The sequence below is a fragment of the Microcoleus sp. T3_D1 genome, assembly GCF_036700405.1.
Taxonomy (GTDB): domain Bacteria; phylum Cyanobacteriota; class Cyanobacteriia; order Cyanobacteriales; family Microcoleaceae; genus Microcoleus.
Window position 1 is genome coordinate 14,860 of record NZ_JAUBOV010000047.1, and the last position, 17,665, is coordinate 32,524.

A 17,665-nucleotide genomic window follows, 5' to 3' on the forward strand; every position below is an offset into this window, starting at 1 on the left:
GAAAGAGAAAACTCGTTTGGAGTAACTGAGATGGGCAATTTAATTCGCATAGTCGCTGCAATTTTTGTTCCCCCTCTGGGCGTATTTATGACGGTCGGCCTGGGCAGAGATTTTTGGATCAACCTGGTTCTAAGCTGTTTTTTCTTGTTTCCGGGTACGATCCACGCCATTTGGATAATTGCTAAGCACGATCGAGGTTAATCTCCTGTAGGGGCGGGTAAACCTGCAATAATTGCCACAAACCGACAATCTCAAAAACCCGCCCCCACCCAACTAATAGCCTGTATCAACCTTTATTTATAAAATACTGGAATAATGCAGATTGAGTTGGGGGGGCGGGTTTATTTAGATCGTGAATTACCGTCAGAGATTTGTGGTGAACCCGCCCCTACGATACAAATCAAATTATTTCCTATTTTATTTATAAAATACGGGAATAATGCAGATTGATATTTACTGTTGGGCGGGGGCGGGTTTATTTAGATTATGAATTACAGTCAGAGATTGTTGGTGAACCCGCCCCTACGAGGTTTTATTGATTATTGCACCTCAATTTCTTCACAAACCAATTCAGCAATTTTTTTCGCCGCCCCCGATTCTCCCCGCACCGCACGCAAACGATCGCCCATCTGTGCTAATTTATCAGGATGGCTCAAATAGTCGATCGCCAATTGAGCAATTACTTCTGGTTCCAGCTTCCCAATTAACTCCGGCACAATCTCCTCCCGTGCCCAAATATTCGGCCAAGCATAAAGCTTTCCCTTTCCCAATTGCCAGATTAGCCAATTAATCACCGTAGCAAAAACTGAACCGACTAACGGCAAATTTGCCAGCAAACCCGGCAATCCGTCCCAAGCTTTCATCGCATCCAATTGCTGCGTCGGAATCAAAACAATCATCGGTACAGCTAAGGAACCCAATTCCGCAGTATTCGCTCCCACAGTAGTTAAACATAAGCTGCATTCTGATAGCAAATCGTAGGCGGGTGTCGGCGTCCAAAGTTCTACTTGCAGCTTATTTGCTGTCTCCAAAAACGGCGGTTCTGTTAAATGAAGTTCGGCGCTGGCGTTCTCAAATAAATGCAGGCAAGGATTTTGTTTGGGGTCGGCAAAACGTGCTAGAGTTTGCACATCTAAGGTAGGAGCAACGGGAATTACAAAGCGAGTTTCAGGGCGGAGGCGATGGATAGATTGGGCGATCGACAAACATAACGGTACACCTAAAGCTAATTTAGCCGCTTTAGAACCGGGCAACAATCCAATTAATTCTATTTTCCGTAGGGGCGGTGCCCCCGTGCCCGCCCTGCCCGATTTCCCGTTCCCTACTTCAGCTATCAAATCTCCGACAACTGTAAATTTCTTAGCATATTTTTGGGGAATTTTAGCAAAAACTTCTGGTTTCATCGCCGCAAATTTATCAATCCAGCGATACCACCGCGCGTCCCATTCAGCATAAATAACAGTGCGATATTTGAGTCTTTTGCCAATAACAACTGTAAAAAATTGATCGCCGCCTAAAAACAAAACAACTCCTGTTTCATACCAATCCCAATTTTCAGCCGTTTTGCCCGACAATAAGAATGGAAAAAAATGCTCCGGTGCTTGCACTCTGTCAACTTCTGGGTAGGAACAAGCGATTTGCGCTTCTTTCCCGGTGGCGTGCGGACAGGGGGACAGCACCACAGAGATTCGCGCTTGAGTGCCCGCGTTTGCCAATTGCTCGCGCAAAGCTTGCACGGCGGGACGCACCCAAGTTGCCAATTCTCCGGGGCCGTTGGAGAGGATTAAAATATCTACTGCCATAGGATTTAAGATTTGAGAGGATGCAAGAAGGGAGATTTTATGACAGATTTAATTGATGCCGTCAAGACGGGTGATGTTGCGGCTGTAGAAAGTGCGATCGAACAGTGTGCAGATATCAATGCTAAAGATGAGGAAGGCGGGACTGCTTTGACGGCTGCGGCTGAGGCTGGCAATTCGGCGATCGTCAAAAAATTGCTGGCTGCAGGTGCCGGGCCCAACAGTCAAGATAATGACGGGTGGACGGCGTTAATGAGTGCCGCTGCTGCCGGACATACCGAGATTGTACAGCTTTTGCTGGAGGCGGGAGCGGATGTGAATGCTAAAACTAATTTTGGTTTGACGGCTTTGATGAGTGCTGCAGGCAGCGGGCGCACTCAAGTTGTGGAAGTTTTAATCGATAAAGGAGCTGATATCAAAGCGTATGATAATAATACTTGGACTGCGTTAATTTGGGCGTCTTCGGAGGGTCACAAAGATGCGGTTGAGGTTTTGAAGCTAGCGCGCGATCGGCATTAAAAACTTAGAAACCGGGTTGATTCGATAAATCCGGTTTCTGGAGGGTACAATTAATTATCGTACTTCCCAGCAGCAATCAGGCAAATCCCGAATAGCTTCGAGATTTCTAGCCAAGTAGAGATAGAGAACCTCTAGATTCTGGTAATAGATTCAACTTAAGATTTCCGCCGCGTTCAATAACAGCGATCGTGTCAAATCTACTAATTTCGTAATCTCCATTGGGACTTAATACTGACAAGCCGTTCGTCTGGATAGCTAAATCTCGATTGTTGTTGATGGGAAATACCAAGAATTGATCTAAGGGACTTCCCTCAACAAAAATATCTGATGCTAGCTGAATGCTATCCTGACCTTCGGTAAAGTTCCGAATTGTAGCAAAACCCGGCCCGATATAGAGCCTTGTTGGGGAACTGTATCCCTTACCACCAGTACCTTGCATAAGGTCTCCGAGTACGAATTTATCGTGGCCGCTACCGCCAGTGAGAGTATCGAATTCATTACTGCAGTCACTTTCATAATTTCGACCTGGGATGGAAAAGGCACCACCTGTACCTAAACCTACTTCAACTCCCATTAATTCGGTATTTCCCACCCCAGCACCGGCAATCATGTCATTCCCGGAAGTTCCGATAAAAGTCGCAGAGCGGCTTGGATCGGAAGTTCCGAACTTGAAGTAGTGTTCGCGACCGGTTTTCAAGGCTCCAGATGCGACAAGCGGCAGAACATCGGAGTATTTGTTTAAGTATTCTGTTTCAAAAAATGAAGTTCCAAACTGACCGTCTTTGAGACCGAATTCAATGAAATGCTGGTAGCCGTTTTTAAAAGTTCCATTCTGAATAAACGGCTGCAAGTGTTGGTTATTTGCTACATAAAACGCTTCGTCATACTCAGGCGATACGCGCGTGCGACCTTCTTCGTAACCATATTGGATAAAGTGGTCTAGTCCGGTCGCAAAAGGTGCATTTGGGTTGTTGGGGGTGCGGACTAAAGCAGCGATATCTGGGTTGCCAGCGAGGTAAGTAGCTTCGTCAAAATATCGCGATACTTTGGTTAAGCCGCCTGCTTCACCAAATTTTTGAAAGTGTTCTAGTCCCGATTTGATGACTCCTGGATCAATGGCTGGTTTGACCCAAGGATATTGATCGAGGTAGTATTTTTCGTCAAAAATTGCGTAACTAGCTATTTTTTGTTGCGGCGACTTTAATGAGCTGTTTATGACTTTATCAATCATCCGAAACTGAGACAATTACCCGATCGGGTGATTTTTTCCAAGTGTCAAATCTCACTTAAACTCTATGTTTTCTAGCCGAGGAAAGTGAGACCGACTGGAGGACTAAACGGATTTATCATCTCAATCGTTTGCAGAGTTAGATTTGATCCGCCCTGAATTCTGGCAAGTGTATCTCCAGATTTTTGAATTAATAAGTCCGCCCCTGATGGAAATATACTCAGTTCATTAAAGCTTTCCACCAACTGAATAAAATCTTTTCCTTTTTCAAAATTGACAATCCTGGCCTCCCCACTGCCCGTATAGAAATCTACCCGGCTGATAAAACTACGTCGGTTGTTGGGAACAGCATCTCCGAGTACGAAGTAATCAATGCCAGAAGTGCCAATCAATGTATCGAATTCAGTGGTAGTCAGGAAAGGCTCTCTCGTGATGTCATCCAATTTCAAAGCGTCATACTTATTCTTATTAATCCCAAAAGGTGGATTAGGGCCGGCGAAAGCTACTTGCAGTCCGATAATTTGATTTTTTCCCGCTGTAAATCCCGTGACGATATCATTACCGTTGGTTCCTGTAAAAAATCCGTATCGATTTGACTCAAATTGCCCAAAATTTAGATAGTGTTCTCGACCCGTTTTTAAACTTCCAGCCTCCACAACTGCCGCCACATCTGGGTTATCTCCCAAGTAACGTGGTTCAAAGAAACTTGTCCCGTACCTACCTTCTGTTTTTCCGAATTGGATAAAGTGTTGAAAGCCGGATTTAAAAATTCCGTTCTGCACGAAGGGAGTTATTTCCGGGTGGCGCTTTAAATAAAAAACTTCGTCGTAGTCAGGCGATACTCGCGTGCGACCTTCTTCGTAACCAAACTGGATAAAGTGGTCTAAACCTGAAGCAAAAGGTTGGTTTTGGTTGTTGGCGGTGCGAACAAAGGGTGCAATATCTTGATTTTGAGCTAGATATGTATCTTCGTCAAAGCACCGCGATATTTTTGTGAGGCCGCTGGCTTGACCGTATTTTTCAAAGTGTTCTCTTCCCGATTGGATGATGCCTGCATCAATGGCTGGTTTCAGCCACGGATATTGCGAAAGGTAGTATTGTTCGTCGAAGATATCGTAATTCATAGTTTGCAGTTTAAAGAATGTAAAGTGCGTTAGCGAAGCCCTCGAAGAGGATCGTACTTTTTTATAGCACATTAGCCTACAACCACTAAAAAATCATTAATCATCAGCATTAGCTAATGACTAATGACCAATGACTAATGACCAATGACTAATGACCAATGACCAATGACTATCCAATCAAGAAAGTACCGTTACCGTTAGATTCTTGGAAAGTTAAACCCAAGGTTGCTGCTCCTTCAATCACGCCGAGCACATCTCCAAAACGCTGGATTGCCAAATTGTTGCCAACCGGAGTCAGGCTGTAGCCGTCGTTTAAAGAATTTCCTTGCAGTTGGATAAAATCGCTTTCTATGTTGAAGTTACGAATCGTAGCTTGACCGTTACCCAAATACAGCGGTGTCGGGGTGACATTCCCGGCTGTAGCAGGAACTCCCAGTACGAATCTATCAGCTCCCGGACTGCCAATCAGGACATCGAATTCATTGGTGCCAAAGCTTTCATACTGCCGGTTGCCCCTGGGATCGATACCTACTTCCACTCCAATCAGTTCGGTATTCCCCACACCAACACCAGTGAGAATATCGGTGCTGCGGCTACCAACAAAAGTTGCGTTGCGGCTTGGCTCGTTTTTCCCGAAATTGAAGTAGTGATCCCGACCAGTTCTCAGGGCTCCAGAGTTTATAAACGGCACAATGTCGGGGTTTTCTTTTAAGTATTCCGGTTCAAAAAATGAAGTTCCAAAACGACCTTCTTTTGAGCCGAATTGAATGAAATGCTGGTATCCCGATTTGAAAGGTGCATTGGGGCCGACAAACGATCGCAACTCTGAGTTATTTGCTAAATAAAAATCTTCGCTGTACTCAGGCGATACTGCGCTGCGGCGCTGTCCTTCATCGTAACCGAACTGGATAAAGTGATCGAGGCCTGTCGCAAAAGGTGCGTTTGGATTGACTGTGCGGACAAAGGGTGCGAGGTCGGGATTCCCAGCAAGGTAAGCATTTTCGTCAAAATAACGCGATACTTTAGTTAGACCGCCTTCTCGCCCGAATTTTTCAAAGTGTTCTCTCCCGGATTTGATGACTCCGGCATCAATGGCTGGTTTGATCCAAGGATATGAGGCGAGGTAGAATTGTTCGTCGAAAATTGCGTAGTTAGCCATGTTTCCCCCTAAAGTTTTGATGAGTTTGAGATTCTATAGCAATTAGTTCTCCATGAACTCGATCGCCGATCAGGAACTTACAGAAAACAGACGTTATGAAAGGGTTTTAAATTCCTGGTAAAATGTCAATTTTGATGACGCAGCAATTATCCCAAGGCTACATTCTGCTTTCAGAAATTATGCCTTTTTCCCCTCAGTTAATTGCCCGATCGCAAGTTCGATCACTTCTACAAAACTTGGAACTTTTTTCAGGATTTCTTTCTCAATCCTTGGTTAATTTTTAATTATTTTTCTCCCCATTATTACTTACTTACATACAATTAACTTTATGTCAAGTAAATTTTTGTAAAGAAAAAATGGAGTATTTGCTCAAGGAATTTATAAAAAAATGTAACGAAAAGTTGACCTAAATTTGTCGAATTGTGTCATGTGCAGGCTCAAATCGCCTAATGGCAAGCGTTTTCTGGTAAAAATGCTTATGGGATAAAAAAATTCCCGATTCCAGAAAACAGCATCTTAAAGGAGCCTAACCGGATGTTCACTCACGTCAAGCCCACCATTCGCCATGTCGTGCCGGAAAACTTGCAGGGGCGATCGCTAATGAAGGTGGTCTATGTCGTACTGGAACCGCAGTATCAAAGCGCCCTGTCGGCAGCGGTTCGATCGATAAACAAGAAAAATCCGAATCTGGCAATAGAAATCAGCGGCTACCTGATCGAGGAACTCCGCAGCCCGGAAAATTACGAAGCCTTCAAGCGGGATGTGGCGGATGCCAATGTATTTATTGCTTCTCTAATTTTCATTGAAGATTTGGCCGAAAAAGTGGTAGCGGCAGTTGAACCGCTGCGCGACAGCTTGGATGTCGCCGTCGTCTTCCCGTCGATGCCAGGGGTGATGCGACTCAATAAAATGGGCAGTTTCTCGATGGCACAGTTGGGACAAAGCAAAAGTGCGATCGGCGAATTCATGAAAAAACGGAAGGAAAAATCCGGGAGTTCCTTCCAAGACGGAATGCTGAAACTGCTGCAAACTTTGCCGAAAGTGCTGAAATATTTGCCCATCGACAAAGCCCAAGATGCGCGCAACTTCATGCTGAGTTTCCAGTATTGGCTGGGCGGTTCCCAAGAAAACTTGGAAAACTTCTTGCTGATGCTGTCACATAAATATGTGTTCAAAGGCCAGGGGGCAACCACGGGGGGATTGCCCCTACAATACCAAGAGCCCGTTGTCTACCCGGATATGGGAATTTGGCATCCTTTGGCACCGTCCATGTTTGAGGATGTAAAAGGATACCTCACCTGGTACAACGCCCGCAAAGATATTTCCGCAGACCTCAAAGACCCCCTCGCACCTTGCATCGGCTTGGTGTTGCAGCGGACTCACTTAGTCACCGGAGATGACGCGCACTATGTAGCAATGGTGCAGGAATTGGAGGCAATGGGGGCGCGGGTGGTGCCGATTTTTGCCGGCGGTTTGGACTTCTCGAAACCAGTGGAAACTTTTTTCTTGGAAGTTGGAACCAAAGGTGTTGCGCCACTGCCGATCGTTGATGCGGTGGTTTCTCTGACTGGTTTTGCCCTGGTGGGCGGCCCGGCGAAACAAGATCACCCGAAGGCGATCGAGACTTTGAAAAAGCTAAACTGCCCTTACATGGTGGCTTTGCCGCTGGTTTTCCAAACGACGGAAGAGTGGGAAAATAGCGATTTAGGCTTGCACCCGATTCAAGTTGCTTTGCAAATTGCGATTCCCGAGTTGGATGGCGCGATCGAACCGATTATATTGTCGGGAAGAGATGGCGCAACTGGCAAGGCGATCGCCCTACAAGACCGGATCGAAGCAATTTCCCAGCGCGCGATGAAGTGGGCAATGCTGCGCCGCAAACCAAAATTAGATAAAAAAGTTGCGATCACAGTTTTCAGTTTCCCGCCGGACAAAGGCAACGTCGGAACTGCCGCGTATCTGGACGTTTTTGGCTCGATTTACCAAGTATTGAAAGCCTTAAAAGGCAACGGTTACGACTTGCCAGAATTGCCGGATTCCGCCGAAAAACTGATGCAAGAAGTCATCCACGACGCAACAGCCCAATACCAAAGTCCCGAATTAAATGTTGCTTACCGGATGTCCGTAGCTGAATACGAAGAATTCACTCCTTACTCGGAACGGTTGCAAGAAAATTGGGGGCCGCCTCCGGGACATTTGAACAGCGACGGACAAAATTTGCTGATTTTCGGCAAACATTTCGGCAATGTGTTTATCGGAGTGCAACCTACTTTTGGATACGAAGGCGATCCGATGCGGTTGTTATTCTCTCGTTCTGCCAGCCCGCACCACGGTTTTGCTGCTTACTACACATATTTGGAGCGCATTTGGGGTGCGGATGCGGTGCTGCACTTTGGCACTCACGGTTCGCTAGAATTCATGCCCGGTAAGCAGATGGGGATGTCTGGGGATTGTTATCCCGACAGTTTGATCGGCAAAATTCCTAACCTCTATTATTACGCCGCCAACAATCCCAGCGAGGCAACAATTGCTAAGCGCCGCAGTTATGCTGAAACAATCAGCTATCTGACTCCTCCGGCTGAAAATGCTGGTTTGTACAAAGGTTTGCAGGAACTCAGCGAGTTAATTGCTTCTTATCAAACTTTGAAAGAGACTGGGCGCGGTGTGCCGATTGTGGATGCGATCGTCGAAAAATGCCGTTTGGTGAATTTGGACAAGGATATCGCCCTACCTCCGGAACAAGAAAGAGGGGTTGCTGCGGGAATGACTGCGGAGGAACGCGACAATTTAGTTGGCTTGGTTTACCGCAAGTTGATGGAAATTGAGTCGCGGTTGTTACCTTGCGGTTTGCACGTTATCGGTAAGCCGCCGACTGCTGAAGAGGCGATCGCAACTTTGGTAAATATCGCCAATTTAGACCGCGAAGAAGACGGGCTGATCAGCTTGCCACGGATTATTGCTAACAGTCTCGGACGCGATATCGGCGAAATTTACACCAACAGCGACAAAGGCATTTTAACTGATGTTGAATTGCTGCAAAACATCACCTTGGCCTGTCGGGATGCCGTTGGCGCTTTGGTGAAGGAACAAACCGACGCTGAGGGTAGAGTTTCCCTTGTTTCTAAGTTGAATTTCTTCAACATGGGCAAGAAAACACCTTGGGTTGAAGCTTTGCACGCCGCAGGTTACAAAAAAATCGATCCAGAACCGATTAAACCGCTGTTTGAGTATCTGGAATTCTGCTTGCAGCAAGTTTGTGCTGACAACGAATTAGGCGCTTTGTTGCGCGCGTTAGAAGGCGAGTATGTTCTGCCCGGCCCCGGTGGCGATCCGATTCGCAACCCGGATGTTTTGCCGACGGGCAAGAATATGCACGCTTTGGACCCGCAGTCAATCCCTACAACGGGGGCGGTTAAGTCTGCTAAGCTTGTAGTCGATCGGCTATTAGAAAGACAGCGCGTTGATAACGGCGGAAATTACCCAGAGACGATCGCCGTTGTGTTGTGGGGAACCGACAACATCAAGACTTACGGCGAATCCCTCGCCCAAGTAATGTGGATGGTGGGAGTGAAGCCAGTTCCCGACGCTTTGGGCCGGGTAAACAAACTCGAATTGCTTTCTTTAGAAGAGTTGGGACGCCCTCGGATCGACGTAGTAATTAACTGTTCTGGCGTATTCCGCGACTTGTTCATCAACCAAATGAATTTGTTAGATAAAGCCGTGAAAATGGCAGCGGAAGCCGACGAACCGTTAGAGATGAACTTCGTCCGCAAACACGCCCTGAAGCAAGCGGAAGAAATGGGAATCAACCTGCGACAAGCAGCAACCCGCGTATTTTCCAATGCTTCGGGTTCCTATTCATCTAACATCAACTTGGCGGTGGAAAACAGCACTTGGGAAAGCGAAGCAGAGTTGCAGGAAATGTACTTAACTCGCAAATCCTTCGCCTTTTCTTCCGACAATCCCGGAACAATGGAACAAGATCGGCAGATTTTTGAATCATCTTTGAAAACTGCGGAAGTCACATTCCAAAACTTGGATTCTGCCGAGATTTCCCTAACCGACGTGTCGCACTATTTCGACTCCGATCCGACTAAATTGATCGGCAGTTTGCGCGCAGATGGGAAGCAACCGACATCCTTTGTTGCTGATACAACGACAGCCAACGCGCAGGTGCGGACGCTATCAGAAACCGTGCGTTTAGATTCGCGGACTAAGCTGCTGAATCCTAAGTGGTATGAGGGGATGTTGTCGCACGGTTATGAAGGCGTGCGGGAGATTTCTAAGCGTCTGGTGAATACAACTGGATGGAGTGCGACTGCGGGCGCTGTGGATAATTGGGTGTATGAGGATGTCAACACTACGTTTATCCAAGATGAGGAGATGCAGAAGCGTTTGCTTAACTTAAATCCTCATTCGTTCCGCAAGATTGTCAGCACTTTGCTTGAGGTGAATGGCCGGGGTTATTGGGAGACTTCGGAGAACAATTTGGATCGCTTGCGTGAACTTTATCAGGAGGTGGAAGACCGGATTGAGGGGGTAGAATAAACCTCCGAATTTCGGACGATAGCCTTTAATCTGTAGGGACACAGCAATGCTGTGTCCTTATATTTTTGGGAGGGTTTTGATGAGTAGGAAGCGATCGCCCTCACAACTCACTCAATATGCTACAATCCTTAATAAAGGTCGTTTAGCCACGATAAAATACCGCTATGACTACCCTCACCCTCAACCTCAACCCAATTATTAAGCTGACAGACGATCAGTTTTTTGAACTCTGTCAAGAAAATGAAAATATTAGATTGGAACGCACAGCCAAAGGAGAATTAATTATCATGTCACCAGCAGGAGGAGAAACTGGAAACCGGAATGGAAGATTAACCCAGCAATTATTTAACTGGGCGGATAACGATGACAGCGGTATTGCTTTTGATTCCTCAACAGGCTTCAAACTTCCCAATGGGGCCGATCGCTCTCCTGACGCTTCTTGGGTAAAATTAGAACGCTGGAATGCACTAACTCCTGAACAACAAAAGAAATTTCCCCCCATTTGTCCTGATTTTGTCGTTGAGTTAATGTCTCCCAGCGATAGTTTGAAAGAAACTCAGGATAAGATGAAAGAGTATCGCGATAATGGTGCACGTTTGGGTTTGTTAATTAATCGCAAATCACGGCAAGTAGAGATTTATCGTCAAAATCAAGAAGTTGAAGTGTTGGAATCTCCAGCCACTGTATCAGGTGAAGATGTTCTCCCCGGATTTATTTTGAATCTTGAATCAATCTGGTAATGTACGCGCGTGCGAAGCTATCCCGCAGGGAATCGCACCTGTCCAATGTTCAATAGAGTAAAATAGGGTTAAAGTTCTCGTGGAGTATTTGCAATGGTTCAAACCCTGGCGTACAGTAAAGAAGAGCTTGCAGGTTCTCACCTGGTTTTACATGATATCAGTTGGGAAACCTACGAACACTTGTTAGAAATATTTGCCGAACGTTCAACGCCGCGCATGACTTACTACCAAGGAACTTTAGAACTCATGGTACCTTTACCAGAACATGAGAGGTATAGCTGGACTCTCGGTCGGCTAATTGTAGCGCTGTCTGAGGAAATTGGGATTGAAATTATCGGATTAAAATCATCTACTTGGCGTTCGGAACCGAAAAAAGCTGGCAACGAAGCTGATGAATGTTTTTATATCCAAAATGAAGCTTTAATGCGGGGAAAGTTAACTATCGATCTCAAAAATGACCCGCCGCCAGACTTAGCTGTAGAAATGGATTTGACTAGCTCATCTATCAATAAAATGGCGGTTTATGCGGAACTTAAAGTGCCGGAGGTTTGGATTTGGAAGAAGGGGAAACTAATAATTAACATTTTAAATGATACGGGTTATGTCGAGTCCGAAACCAGTTTGGCATTTGGCTCGTTTCCTGTCAAAGAACTCGCACAGTTTATGCACCTAGACTCAGAAAAGGGAGAGAATGCGAGAATTAGAGAGTTTAGAGAGTGGGTGCGATCGCACTTACAGCATATTCCAGGTTTATGAAGTACACCTCAGAAACCGGGTTTCTTTACAGTTCTAGCCTTTAAACTGATTCTCTTCAAGAAACCCGGTTTCTCTGTACTACACATATATGGAATATGCTGTAAATTAAATCGGGGTTTGTTACCTCGACATTTTGCACCATTTTTAATAACCTGTAGGGGCGGGTTCGCCAATAGCCTGAAAGCTTGCAGACAGATTAAATAAACCCGCCCTCGTCCCCTACTCCCCACGAATAACCCTGTCTGGAAAAATAAAGACGGCGGTTGAAACCGCTTCTACACAAACAAAGTCCGCCTACGCGGACTAAGAAGACTGAGTTTTTACATACTGTTTCAGCACAGGATTTAAACTAAACAAAGTTATCTTTTCCTGTTCCTGCGTATCCAATAAAAACCGATTTCCAAGAGATCGCACCGCATTGACTATTTCTGACGCCGAAAATGGTATTTTGTTGAAAATTTGCGACACAGCAACGGGTTCAGGTTGATTAGCCAGGTAAGTCATCACTGCCAACTCTGCCGGAGTCAAACGCCCAAAAGGTTGAGATAACTGAGATTGCAACCCTTCATCTAAAATCGGCATCTCGCAGTGCAAAAACTCAGAAACTCTTCCCCCAAACAACTCTTGAATCAGCGTTGCAGTGAACTCCAACCACAGAGGATTGCCTTGATAAATATCAATCAAAGTTGACCATGTTTCCTCATCGGATAACTTTTGTGAGTTCAAAATCTCTTTAGCTGCTTCTCCCAAACTTCCCAATACAAAAGATCGCACGGGATGATGATCTTTTGATAATCTGGCAATTTCTCTGGGTTTTTCCCAACTATTCAATATCAAACAGCTTTGATGACAAACTTCGGCAATTAGTTTAAAAAACAACTGATAATCTTCATATCCAGTTTTATATTGTCCCCCTACTTGCCCGCTGCCCAAAAGCATCTGTACGTCATCGAGGACAATCAGACATCGGTTTTTTCGCAGGTAATCGAGGATTTGGGCAATCTTGGTTTCGATATTTTGGGGAATTTCTGATTGTTGGGAAAAGATTTGCAGCAGGTTGGTGAGGGTTGCATCGAGGGTTGGGGAAAAGCGGAGGCTGCGATAGATGACGTAATCGAATTGGGTTTTGATGCGATCGATCAGGCTTAGGGAGAGGGTTGTTTTGCCGATGCCGCTGATTCCGAGGAGTGCGATGAGGCGAGTGCGATCGTGTCTTATCCAGTTTTCGAGGGTGGAGAGTTCAGAAGTGCGATCGAAAAACGTGAATATTTCGGGTGCGTCGCCTAAGTCTATGTGGAGTTGTTGAGAAGTTGGTTGGGGGTTTTGAGGTTCTGTTGGACTTCTCGCCCTTTCTTGACAAATGTTGACGTTATTAAACGTTACATGATTGCTCAAAATAGCTGATGGAGAATTATAAAACTTTGCCCTTTCCAGTATCGCTCTAACATTTACTTTAGTAACGTCTTCGCCGAAGACATCTGATAATATCTTCCATAATTCAGAAGCAGCAACCCTAACATAACCTTCAGTACAATCACGGTCTTGCGCTATTTTTGTTGCATATTTTCGACCTTGGAGCGTTTCTTTTAAAATAGCTTCTTGCAGGTCGTCTAAGTGCTTCCCTGTTGTGGAAAAAACTTTTTCATCGGCAAATCTTAAGACTTCCTTAAGCTCCATAGATCGCGTCTGGGGTAATTTTTAGTTATTATAACTTATTTTTTATAACTTTTTAGATAACATTACATAACATTTTCTAACGTGAGTGAGTGGGGGATGGGGAAATGGGGTCATTGTATGATTTTTTTAGTTGAGGTTGCTGGTGCTCAGAGCGATCAGGCCACATCCGGGCTGGTCGATATTTGTGATTTTAGGATCTTGGCGAATAAAAATCAAGCGAGGAGATTGGCTATGGCTAAGAGGGACAGAAATGGAAATTTCATTTGTGATCGCTGCGGATCTACGGATATGAAGGCAGTGAATAATGTTAAAAAAGGATACGGAACTACACGTCTTACTTTAATTTGCAACAGTTGTAAAGAAGAAGATTATTATGATATTACAGAAGGTGGTGATTAGATGTACAAAATTAAACTTATGAAGCTTGGCGTAAAGCGAATTTCTACGCAACTACGCTTCAGAAATGGAAGGATTGATTGAGAAAAATTGCGATCGCCCACATTGACAGGAAAAGTTAAAGGTTGGGCGATCGCTCTTGATAATCTACTATACGGCGCTCCAAAGGATGGAATTGAAATGGCATATAAATCCGACCATGATTTCAGAACTACTCTGTTTAGACAAGTAACGAAGGGGATGGATGACCCTCAAGAGCAGGAGTTCCATGATTATTTAACCAATAATTACTGGGAAGAAAAAGATAGTATGACTTATCAGGCGCTACAGGATGCTGCCAAAGAGTTTATGACCAGCAACTACCCAGAGTATTGGTGGAACAATCAGAAATGGCTTTTATCATAAAAACAATGGTACATCATTACGATTGCTGAATAAAAGCCAGTGTCTAAGGATAAAGGATTTGTACATTCACTAATATTAAGCAAAAAATGGGAAAACAAGCAGAAGCACTCATAGATAAGTTTGGTGGCGACTACACTTATGATCAGTTGCGACAAATCAAGAAAGATTTTGAACTTTCCAAAATTCAATATGAATATCCAGGTGGTGTAAAACGTAATACTTTTACAGAGCTAGAGGAACTGGCTAAAGACGGTGATGCAGAAGCAAAGAAAGCAATTAAGCTTCTCTTGCAAACCAAAAGACTAAATGAAAAATCCTAATGAAGCTTGGCGTAAAGCGAACTACTACGCAACTACGCTTCAGAAATGGAAGGATTGATTGAGACAAGTTGCGATCGCCAACATTTATAGATTAGGCGATCGCTTCTTGAAATCTACTTGGAGGCGATCATTTCATTTAGTTTATCTTATAAAACCCAGAACCTAGACTTTGGTTTCTTTCTTAAGTAAATAAAGTTCAAAACGAGAGTGAAAAAATATGGATAGATCGGAACGAATGGCATGGAAATTAGAATTAGAATTAATGGACAAAGCCGCTGATGAAATGGAGAAAGGCAACGGCCATAAAGCTCTCCCGCTCTTGAATGAGGTTTTATCTGTAAATCCTATGCACTTGTTCGCTTACAAGTGTCGCGGTATAATTTATGCGGGTTTGAAGAATTATCAAAAAGCCATAGAAGATTTTAAGCGAGCGATTGACATCTCTTTGAATGATAGTAATGTAGATGATAGTTTTACTCTCGAAATTTATTATTATCTAGGTAACGTACATGAATCCATTTATTTCGCCAAAGAATTTTTGGAATCTGTAGAATATCTAGCACAAGCTATTAAAATCTACACCAAAATTCTTCAAATACATCCCAAATGTATACCAGCCCGCTATCGCAGAGGTAATCTTTATTACTATATAGGAACGAATGCCGATCGCCCTGACGAATTGCTGCGGCTGGCTGTAGAAGATTTAAATTTTATCTTGGAAAATGAACCTGAAAATATGGACACAACTATGAAAATGGATACAGTTCGGACGTGGAATCTAGCTAGGATGATGCTAGGTGAAGGTGATCTTAGCTGGCTTGAGGAAGACTCCGATATTTACCCAAGAGGAATGTAGCAAGGACACTGGTAGGCAGTGATATTAGTTGGTTATTAGACGATGTGGATACGTAGCCGAAAATTTAAAAGTTAGTAGAGTTTTAAAAGGTACTAATTAACATGAATTATTCCGATCAGTTTGACAGTTCTGATTATCAACTAGCGGTCAAAGAATTGTTGCGTAGTGGCGAATTAAATATTCAAAATGAAAATTATCAAGCAGCTATTGAAGACTATACACGATTATTGCAACTAAACCCCAATGAATCCCAAGCTTACTGGCACAGATGTCTTGCTTGGGTAGAGTTGGGAAATTATCAGGAGTCTATTAAAGATTGCACTCAATATTTGAAACTTAGACCTGATTTTGTTCAAGGCTATATATCCCGTGCCGGTCTATTTAAGGATACAGGTAACTTACAAAGAGCAATAGATGATTGCACTCACGCTTTATCGTTGGGTGGTTTGAGTAGTGATTGGGCTCAGATGGCATACAGTTGCAGAGGCGATTGTTATGGTCTGTTAAACAACTATCAGGCTGCGCTTCAAGATTATAACCAAAGCATCCGTTTAGATCCCGAAGAAATTAAAAACTACCAAAAAAGAGGCTTTATTTACGAAAAACTCGAAAATTATCATGAAGCGATTGAAGATTTAACTAAAGTATTGCGTCGCAATTCAGAAGATTCAGAATTAGTTCACTGTTATCACCTTCGCGCTGGATGCCATCAAAGTCTTCGCGATTGGGAGGAAGCAATTAGAGATTATACAGAGGTAATTCGTAGAGATCCTACTTACTATCATGCTTACATTGGGCGAGGTGGAGCTTATAGGTTCTTGAATGACAGGGAAAGTGCAGCTTCAGACTTAGAAACAGCAGCTAGACTATCCCAGGCTCAGGGAGATACTGAGGGATACCAGAATGCTATGAAGGTGATGGAAGTATTGGGGATTAAGCGCAGAATTAGTGACAGCGATATCACTGATAATAAGCAAAGCCCCGTTCCAATGCTGCACATAGTCGCTGCGATTTTCTTTCCCCCACTGGGTGTATTTTTGACGGTTGGGCTTGGCATTCATTTTTGGATAAACCTGGTGCTCACATTCGCTTTTACATGGATTCCCGGAGTTATCCACGCTCTTTGGCTGATGTTTAATAACGATCGAAGTTAAGCAGTGGGGAAATACGATCGCCCTTATCTTCCCAAAGTGCGATCGCCCTTTGCTTTCCCACACCAAACTAATTAATACCCTATATAAGCGGTTTTCTAAACCGATATCCATCAGGTTCTACAACCACAAATGCTCCTCTTAGTTCTACTTCAGAGTAATTTTCTATAACTCCTGCTAGTTCATTATGAACTTCATTCAGCATTTTAGGTAAGACTCGAAGGTAAATCACACCTGTTCCGATCGCCCTCACAAAAACAAGATTTCCGTAATCTCTGTCTCGCGTAACCAGGATGCGATTTTCTGCTTGCGCTACTCTCAGTATTTCTTCATCACTTGCTTGCGCTAGACCCATTTGAGCGACAACAATTACATCATGTCCTGCATCAATCAAAAACTTTGTGGTGACAGCATACACATCTTGATCAATCAGAAATTTCATAATTTAAGCTAATGCCAAATGCACATCTTCAGCCGCCACCAGTGCGATCGCATAACGCAAGCACGCCCGAATATCATCCATTTCCAGATCGGGATAGTAGTCTCGGATAATTTCTCCAAAAGAAAGCCCTTCATTTAGTAATTCGAGAACGCTCTGTACAGTAATGCGCGTACCCATTATGCAAGGCTTACCGAAGTGAATTTGAGGGTTGACGGAGATTCTGTCCATTTTGACCACAGAGCTATATGTCTCTTCTATTTTAAGTCATCAGGTAGGCGATCGCAACCTGTATTTTTCACCAGCGGCATTATTTACCAATCAGCCGATCGTACTCTGCGTGAGTACCAATCCAAAACCACAAAATACCTGTTTTAATTTCAATACCCAACGCCCGATAAGCTTGTCCGGCCCTTACATACCAATAATTACCAACCTTCTTAAAATGCAGAGAAGGATGAGACGGATCTGCCTTCAGCAACTCATAACACTGATCTGCTGTAGCTTGTACATTTGATGGCAAAGCATTGTAACAATCCCAAAATTTT

Annotated in this window: 18 protein-coding genes; 10 read left to right on the plus strand and 8 right to left on the minus strand. The window is 44.1% G+C overall.

Translation table 11 applies throughout. The annotated features are described in order from the left end of the window. Positions 1-30: 30 nt before the first annotated feature. Entirely contained in the window at positions 31-201 is a 171-nt protein-coding gene (locus QT992_RS20635; protein ID WP_333314223.1) for a YqaE/Pmp3 family membrane protein, read from the plus strand. 338 nt (positions 202-539) lie between these two features. Here the strand turns inward: QT992_RS20635 and QT992_RS20640 are convergent, their stop codons facing one another. Further along, a complete protein-coding gene (locus QT992_RS20640) occupies positions 540-1,802 on the minus strand; it encodes a lipid-A-disaccharide synthase (RefSeq protein WP_333337460.1) in 1,263 nt (420 codons plus the stop codon). 39 nt (positions 1,803-1,841) lie between these two features. Here QT992_RS20640 and QT992_RS20645 point away from each other — a divergent pair, with 39 nt between their 5' ends. Further along, positions 1,842-2,318 (plus strand): ankyrin repeat domain-containing protein, encoded by a 477-nt coding sequence (locus tag QT992_RS20645; RefSeq protein WP_333314227.1) that lies wholly within the window; start codon positions 1,842-1,844, stop codon positions 2,316-2,318. Between the two features lie 106 nt (positions 2,319-2,424). Here the strand turns inward: QT992_RS20645 and QT992_RS20650 are convergent, their stop codons facing one another. The 3 genes from QT992_RS20650 to QT992_RS20660 form a co-directional block, all read right to left on the minus strand. Beyond that, positions 2,425-3,549, minus strand: coding sequence for a calcium-binding protein (locus QT992_RS20650; RefSeq protein WP_333337457.1), 1,125 nt, complete (start codon positions 3,547-3,549; stop codon positions 2,425-2,427). Between the two features lie 71 nt (positions 3,550-3,620). Next, positions 3,621-4,670: a calcium-binding protein gene (locus QT992_RS20655; RefSeq protein WP_333314229.1), complete on the minus strand. Its 1,050-nt coding sequence runs from the start codon at positions 4,668-4,670 to the stop codon at positions 3,621-3,623. Positions 4,671-4,839: 169 nt separating this feature from the next. Then, positions 4,840-5,829 (minus strand): calcium-binding protein, encoded by a 990-nt coding sequence (locus QT992_RS20660; RefSeq protein ID WP_333337454.1) that lies wholly within the window; start codon positions 5,827-5,829, stop codon positions 4,840-4,842. 534 nt (positions 5,830-6,363) lie between these two features. On the opposite strand from QT992_RS20660, the gene QT992_RS20665 reads away from it, so the two are divergent. The 3 genes from QT992_RS20665 (at position 6,364) to QT992_RS20675 (ending at position 11,873) form a co-directional block, all read left to right on the plus strand. Then, positions 6,364-10,377: a magnesium chelatase subunit H gene (locus QT992_RS20665; protein ID WP_333337452.1), complete on the plus strand. Its 4,014-nt coding sequence runs from the start codon at positions 6,364-6,366 to the stop codon at positions 10,375-10,377. Between the two features lie 164 nt (positions 10,378-10,541). After that, a complete protein-coding gene (locus QT992_RS20670) occupies positions 10,542-11,117 on the plus strand; it encodes a Uma2 family endonuclease (RefSeq protein WP_333337449.1) in 576 nt (191 codons plus the stop codon). Positions 11,118-11,210: 93 nt separating this feature from the next. Next, complete coding sequence (locus QT992_RS20675; protein ID WP_333337447.1) at positions 11,211-11,873, plus strand: Uma2 family endonuclease; 663 nt, start codon at positions 11,211-11,213, stop codon at positions 11,871-11,873. Between the two features lie 303 nt (positions 11,874-12,176). Here the strand turns inward: QT992_RS20675 and QT992_RS20680 are convergent, their stop codons facing one another. Beyond that, a complete protein-coding gene (locus tag QT992_RS20680) occupies positions 12,177-13,550 on the minus strand; it encodes an ATP-binding protein (protein WP_333337444.1) in 1,374 nt (457 codons plus the stop codon). A gap of 117 nt (positions 13,551-13,667) precedes the next feature. Between QT992_RS20680 and QT992_RS20685 the strand changes: the two genes are divergently transcribed. From QT992_RS20685 to QT992_RS20705, 5 genes are all read left to right on the plus strand, one after another. After that, on the plus strand, positions 13,668-13,949 hold the full coding sequence (locus tag QT992_RS20685; protein ID WP_333337441.1) for a hypothetical protein: 282 nt from the start codon (positions 13,668-13,670) through the stop codon (positions 13,947-13,949). Positions 13,950-14,036: 87 nt separating this feature from the next. After that, positions 14,037-14,351 (plus strand): hypothetical protein, encoded by a 315-nt coding sequence (locus QT992_RS20690; RefSeq protein ID WP_333337438.1) that lies wholly within the window; start codon positions 14,037-14,039, stop codon positions 14,349-14,351. An 86-nt stretch (positions 14,352-14,437) separates the two neighbouring features. Next, positions 14,438-14,671, plus strand: coding sequence for a hypothetical protein (locus tag QT992_RS20695; RefSeq protein ID WP_333337436.1), 234 nt, complete (start codon positions 14,438-14,440; stop codon positions 14,669-14,671). A 235-nt stretch (positions 14,672-14,906) separates the two neighbouring features. After that, on the plus strand, positions 14,907-15,527 hold the full coding sequence (locus tag QT992_RS20700) for a tetratricopeptide repeat protein (protein ID WP_333377631.1): 621 nt from the start codon (positions 14,907-14,909) through the stop codon (positions 15,525-15,527). Positions 15,528-15,628: 101 nt separating this feature from the next. Next, positions 15,629-16,681, plus strand: a complete 1,053-nt coding sequence (locus tag QT992_RS20705; RefSeq protein WP_333337431.1) for a YqaE/Pmp3 family membrane protein — start codon at positions 15,629-15,631, stop codon at positions 16,679-16,681. 79 nt (positions 16,682-16,760) lie between these two features. On the opposite strand, the gene QT992_RS20710 is transcribed toward QT992_RS20705, so the two are convergent. From QT992_RS20710 to QT992_RS20720, 3 genes are all read right to left on the minus strand, one after another. Then, the gene (locus QT992_RS20710) at positions 16,761-17,120 is read right to left on the minus strand and encodes a DUF5615 family PIN-like protein (protein ID WP_333243936.1); all 360 of its coding nucleotides are present in this window, start codon (positions 17,118-17,120) and stop codon (positions 16,761-16,763) included. A gap of 3 nt (positions 17,121-17,123) precedes the next feature. Beyond that, positions 17,124-17,348, minus strand: coding sequence for a DUF433 domain-containing protein (locus QT992_RS20715; protein WP_333031785.1), 225 nt, complete (start codon positions 17,346-17,348; stop codon positions 17,124-17,126). Positions 17,349-17,427: 79 nt separating this feature from the next. Beyond that, positions 17,428-17,640, minus strand: coding sequence for a hypothetical protein (locus QT992_RS20720; RefSeq protein ID WP_333337427.1), 213 nt, complete (start codon positions 17,638-17,640; stop codon positions 17,428-17,430). Positions 17,641-17,665: the final 25 nt, after the last annotated feature.

Bases quoted from the DNA above. Each gene is read 5' to 3' on its own strand.
- QT992_RS20635 (WP_333314223.1), top strand. From the start codon at position 31: ATGGGCAATTTAATTCGCATAGTCGCTGCAATTTTTGTTCCCCCTCTG.
- QT992_RS20640 (WP_333337460.1), bottom strand. From the start codon at position 1,802: ATGGCAGTAGATATTTTAATCCTCTCCAACGGCCCCGGAGAATTGGCA.
- QT992_RS20645 (WP_333314227.1), top strand. From the start codon at position 1,842: ATGACAGATTTAATTGATGCCGTCAAGACGGGTGATGTTGCGGCTGTA.
- QT992_RS20650 (WP_333337457.1), bottom strand. From the start codon at position 3,549: ATGATTGATAAAGTCATAAACAGCTCATTAAAGTCGCCGCAACAAAAA.
- QT992_RS20655 (WP_333314229.1), bottom strand. From the start codon at position 4,670: ATGAATTACGATATCTTCGACGAACAATACTACCTTTCGCAATATCCG.
- QT992_RS20660 (WP_333337454.1), bottom strand. From the start codon at position 5,829: ATGGCTAACTACGCAATTTTCGACGAACAATTCTACCTCGCCTCATAT.
- QT992_RS20665 (WP_333337452.1), top strand. From the start codon at position 6,364: ATGTTCACTCACGTCAAGCCCACCATTCGCCATGTCGTGCCGGAAAAC.
- QT992_RS20670 (WP_333337449.1), top strand. From the start codon at position 10,542: ATGACTACCCTCACCCTCAACCTCAACCCAATTATTAAGCTGACAGAC.
- QT992_RS20675 (WP_333337447.1), top strand. From the start codon at position 11,211: ATGGTTCAAACCCTGGCGTACAGTAAAGAAGAGCTTGCAGGTTCTCAC.
- QT992_RS20680 (WP_333337444.1), bottom strand. From the start codon at position 13,550: ATGGAGCTTAAGGAAGTCTTAAGATTTGCCGATGAAAAAGTTTTTTCC.
- QT992_RS20685 (WP_333337441.1), top strand. From the start codon at position 13,668: ATGATTTTTTTAGTTGAGGTTGCTGGTGCTCAGAGCGATCAGGCCACA.
- QT992_RS20695 (WP_333337436.1), top strand. From the start codon at position 14,438: ATGGGAAAACAAGCAGAAGCACTCATAGATAAGTTTGGTGGCGACTAC.
- QT992_RS20700 (WP_333377631.1), top strand. From the start codon at position 14,907: ATGGCATGGAAATTAGAATTAGAATTAATGGACAAAGCCGCTGATGAA.
- QT992_RS20705 (WP_333337431.1), top strand. From the start codon at position 15,629: ATGAATTATTCCGATCAGTTTGACAGTTCTGATTATCAACTAGCGGTC.
- QT992_RS20710 (WP_333243936.1), bottom strand. From the start codon at position 17,120: ATGAAATTTCTGATTGATCAAGATGTGTATGCTGTCACCACAAAGTTT.
- QT992_RS20715 (WP_333031785.1), bottom strand. From the start codon at position 17,348: ATGGACAGAATCTCCGTCAACCCTCAAATTCACTTCGGTAAGCCTTGC.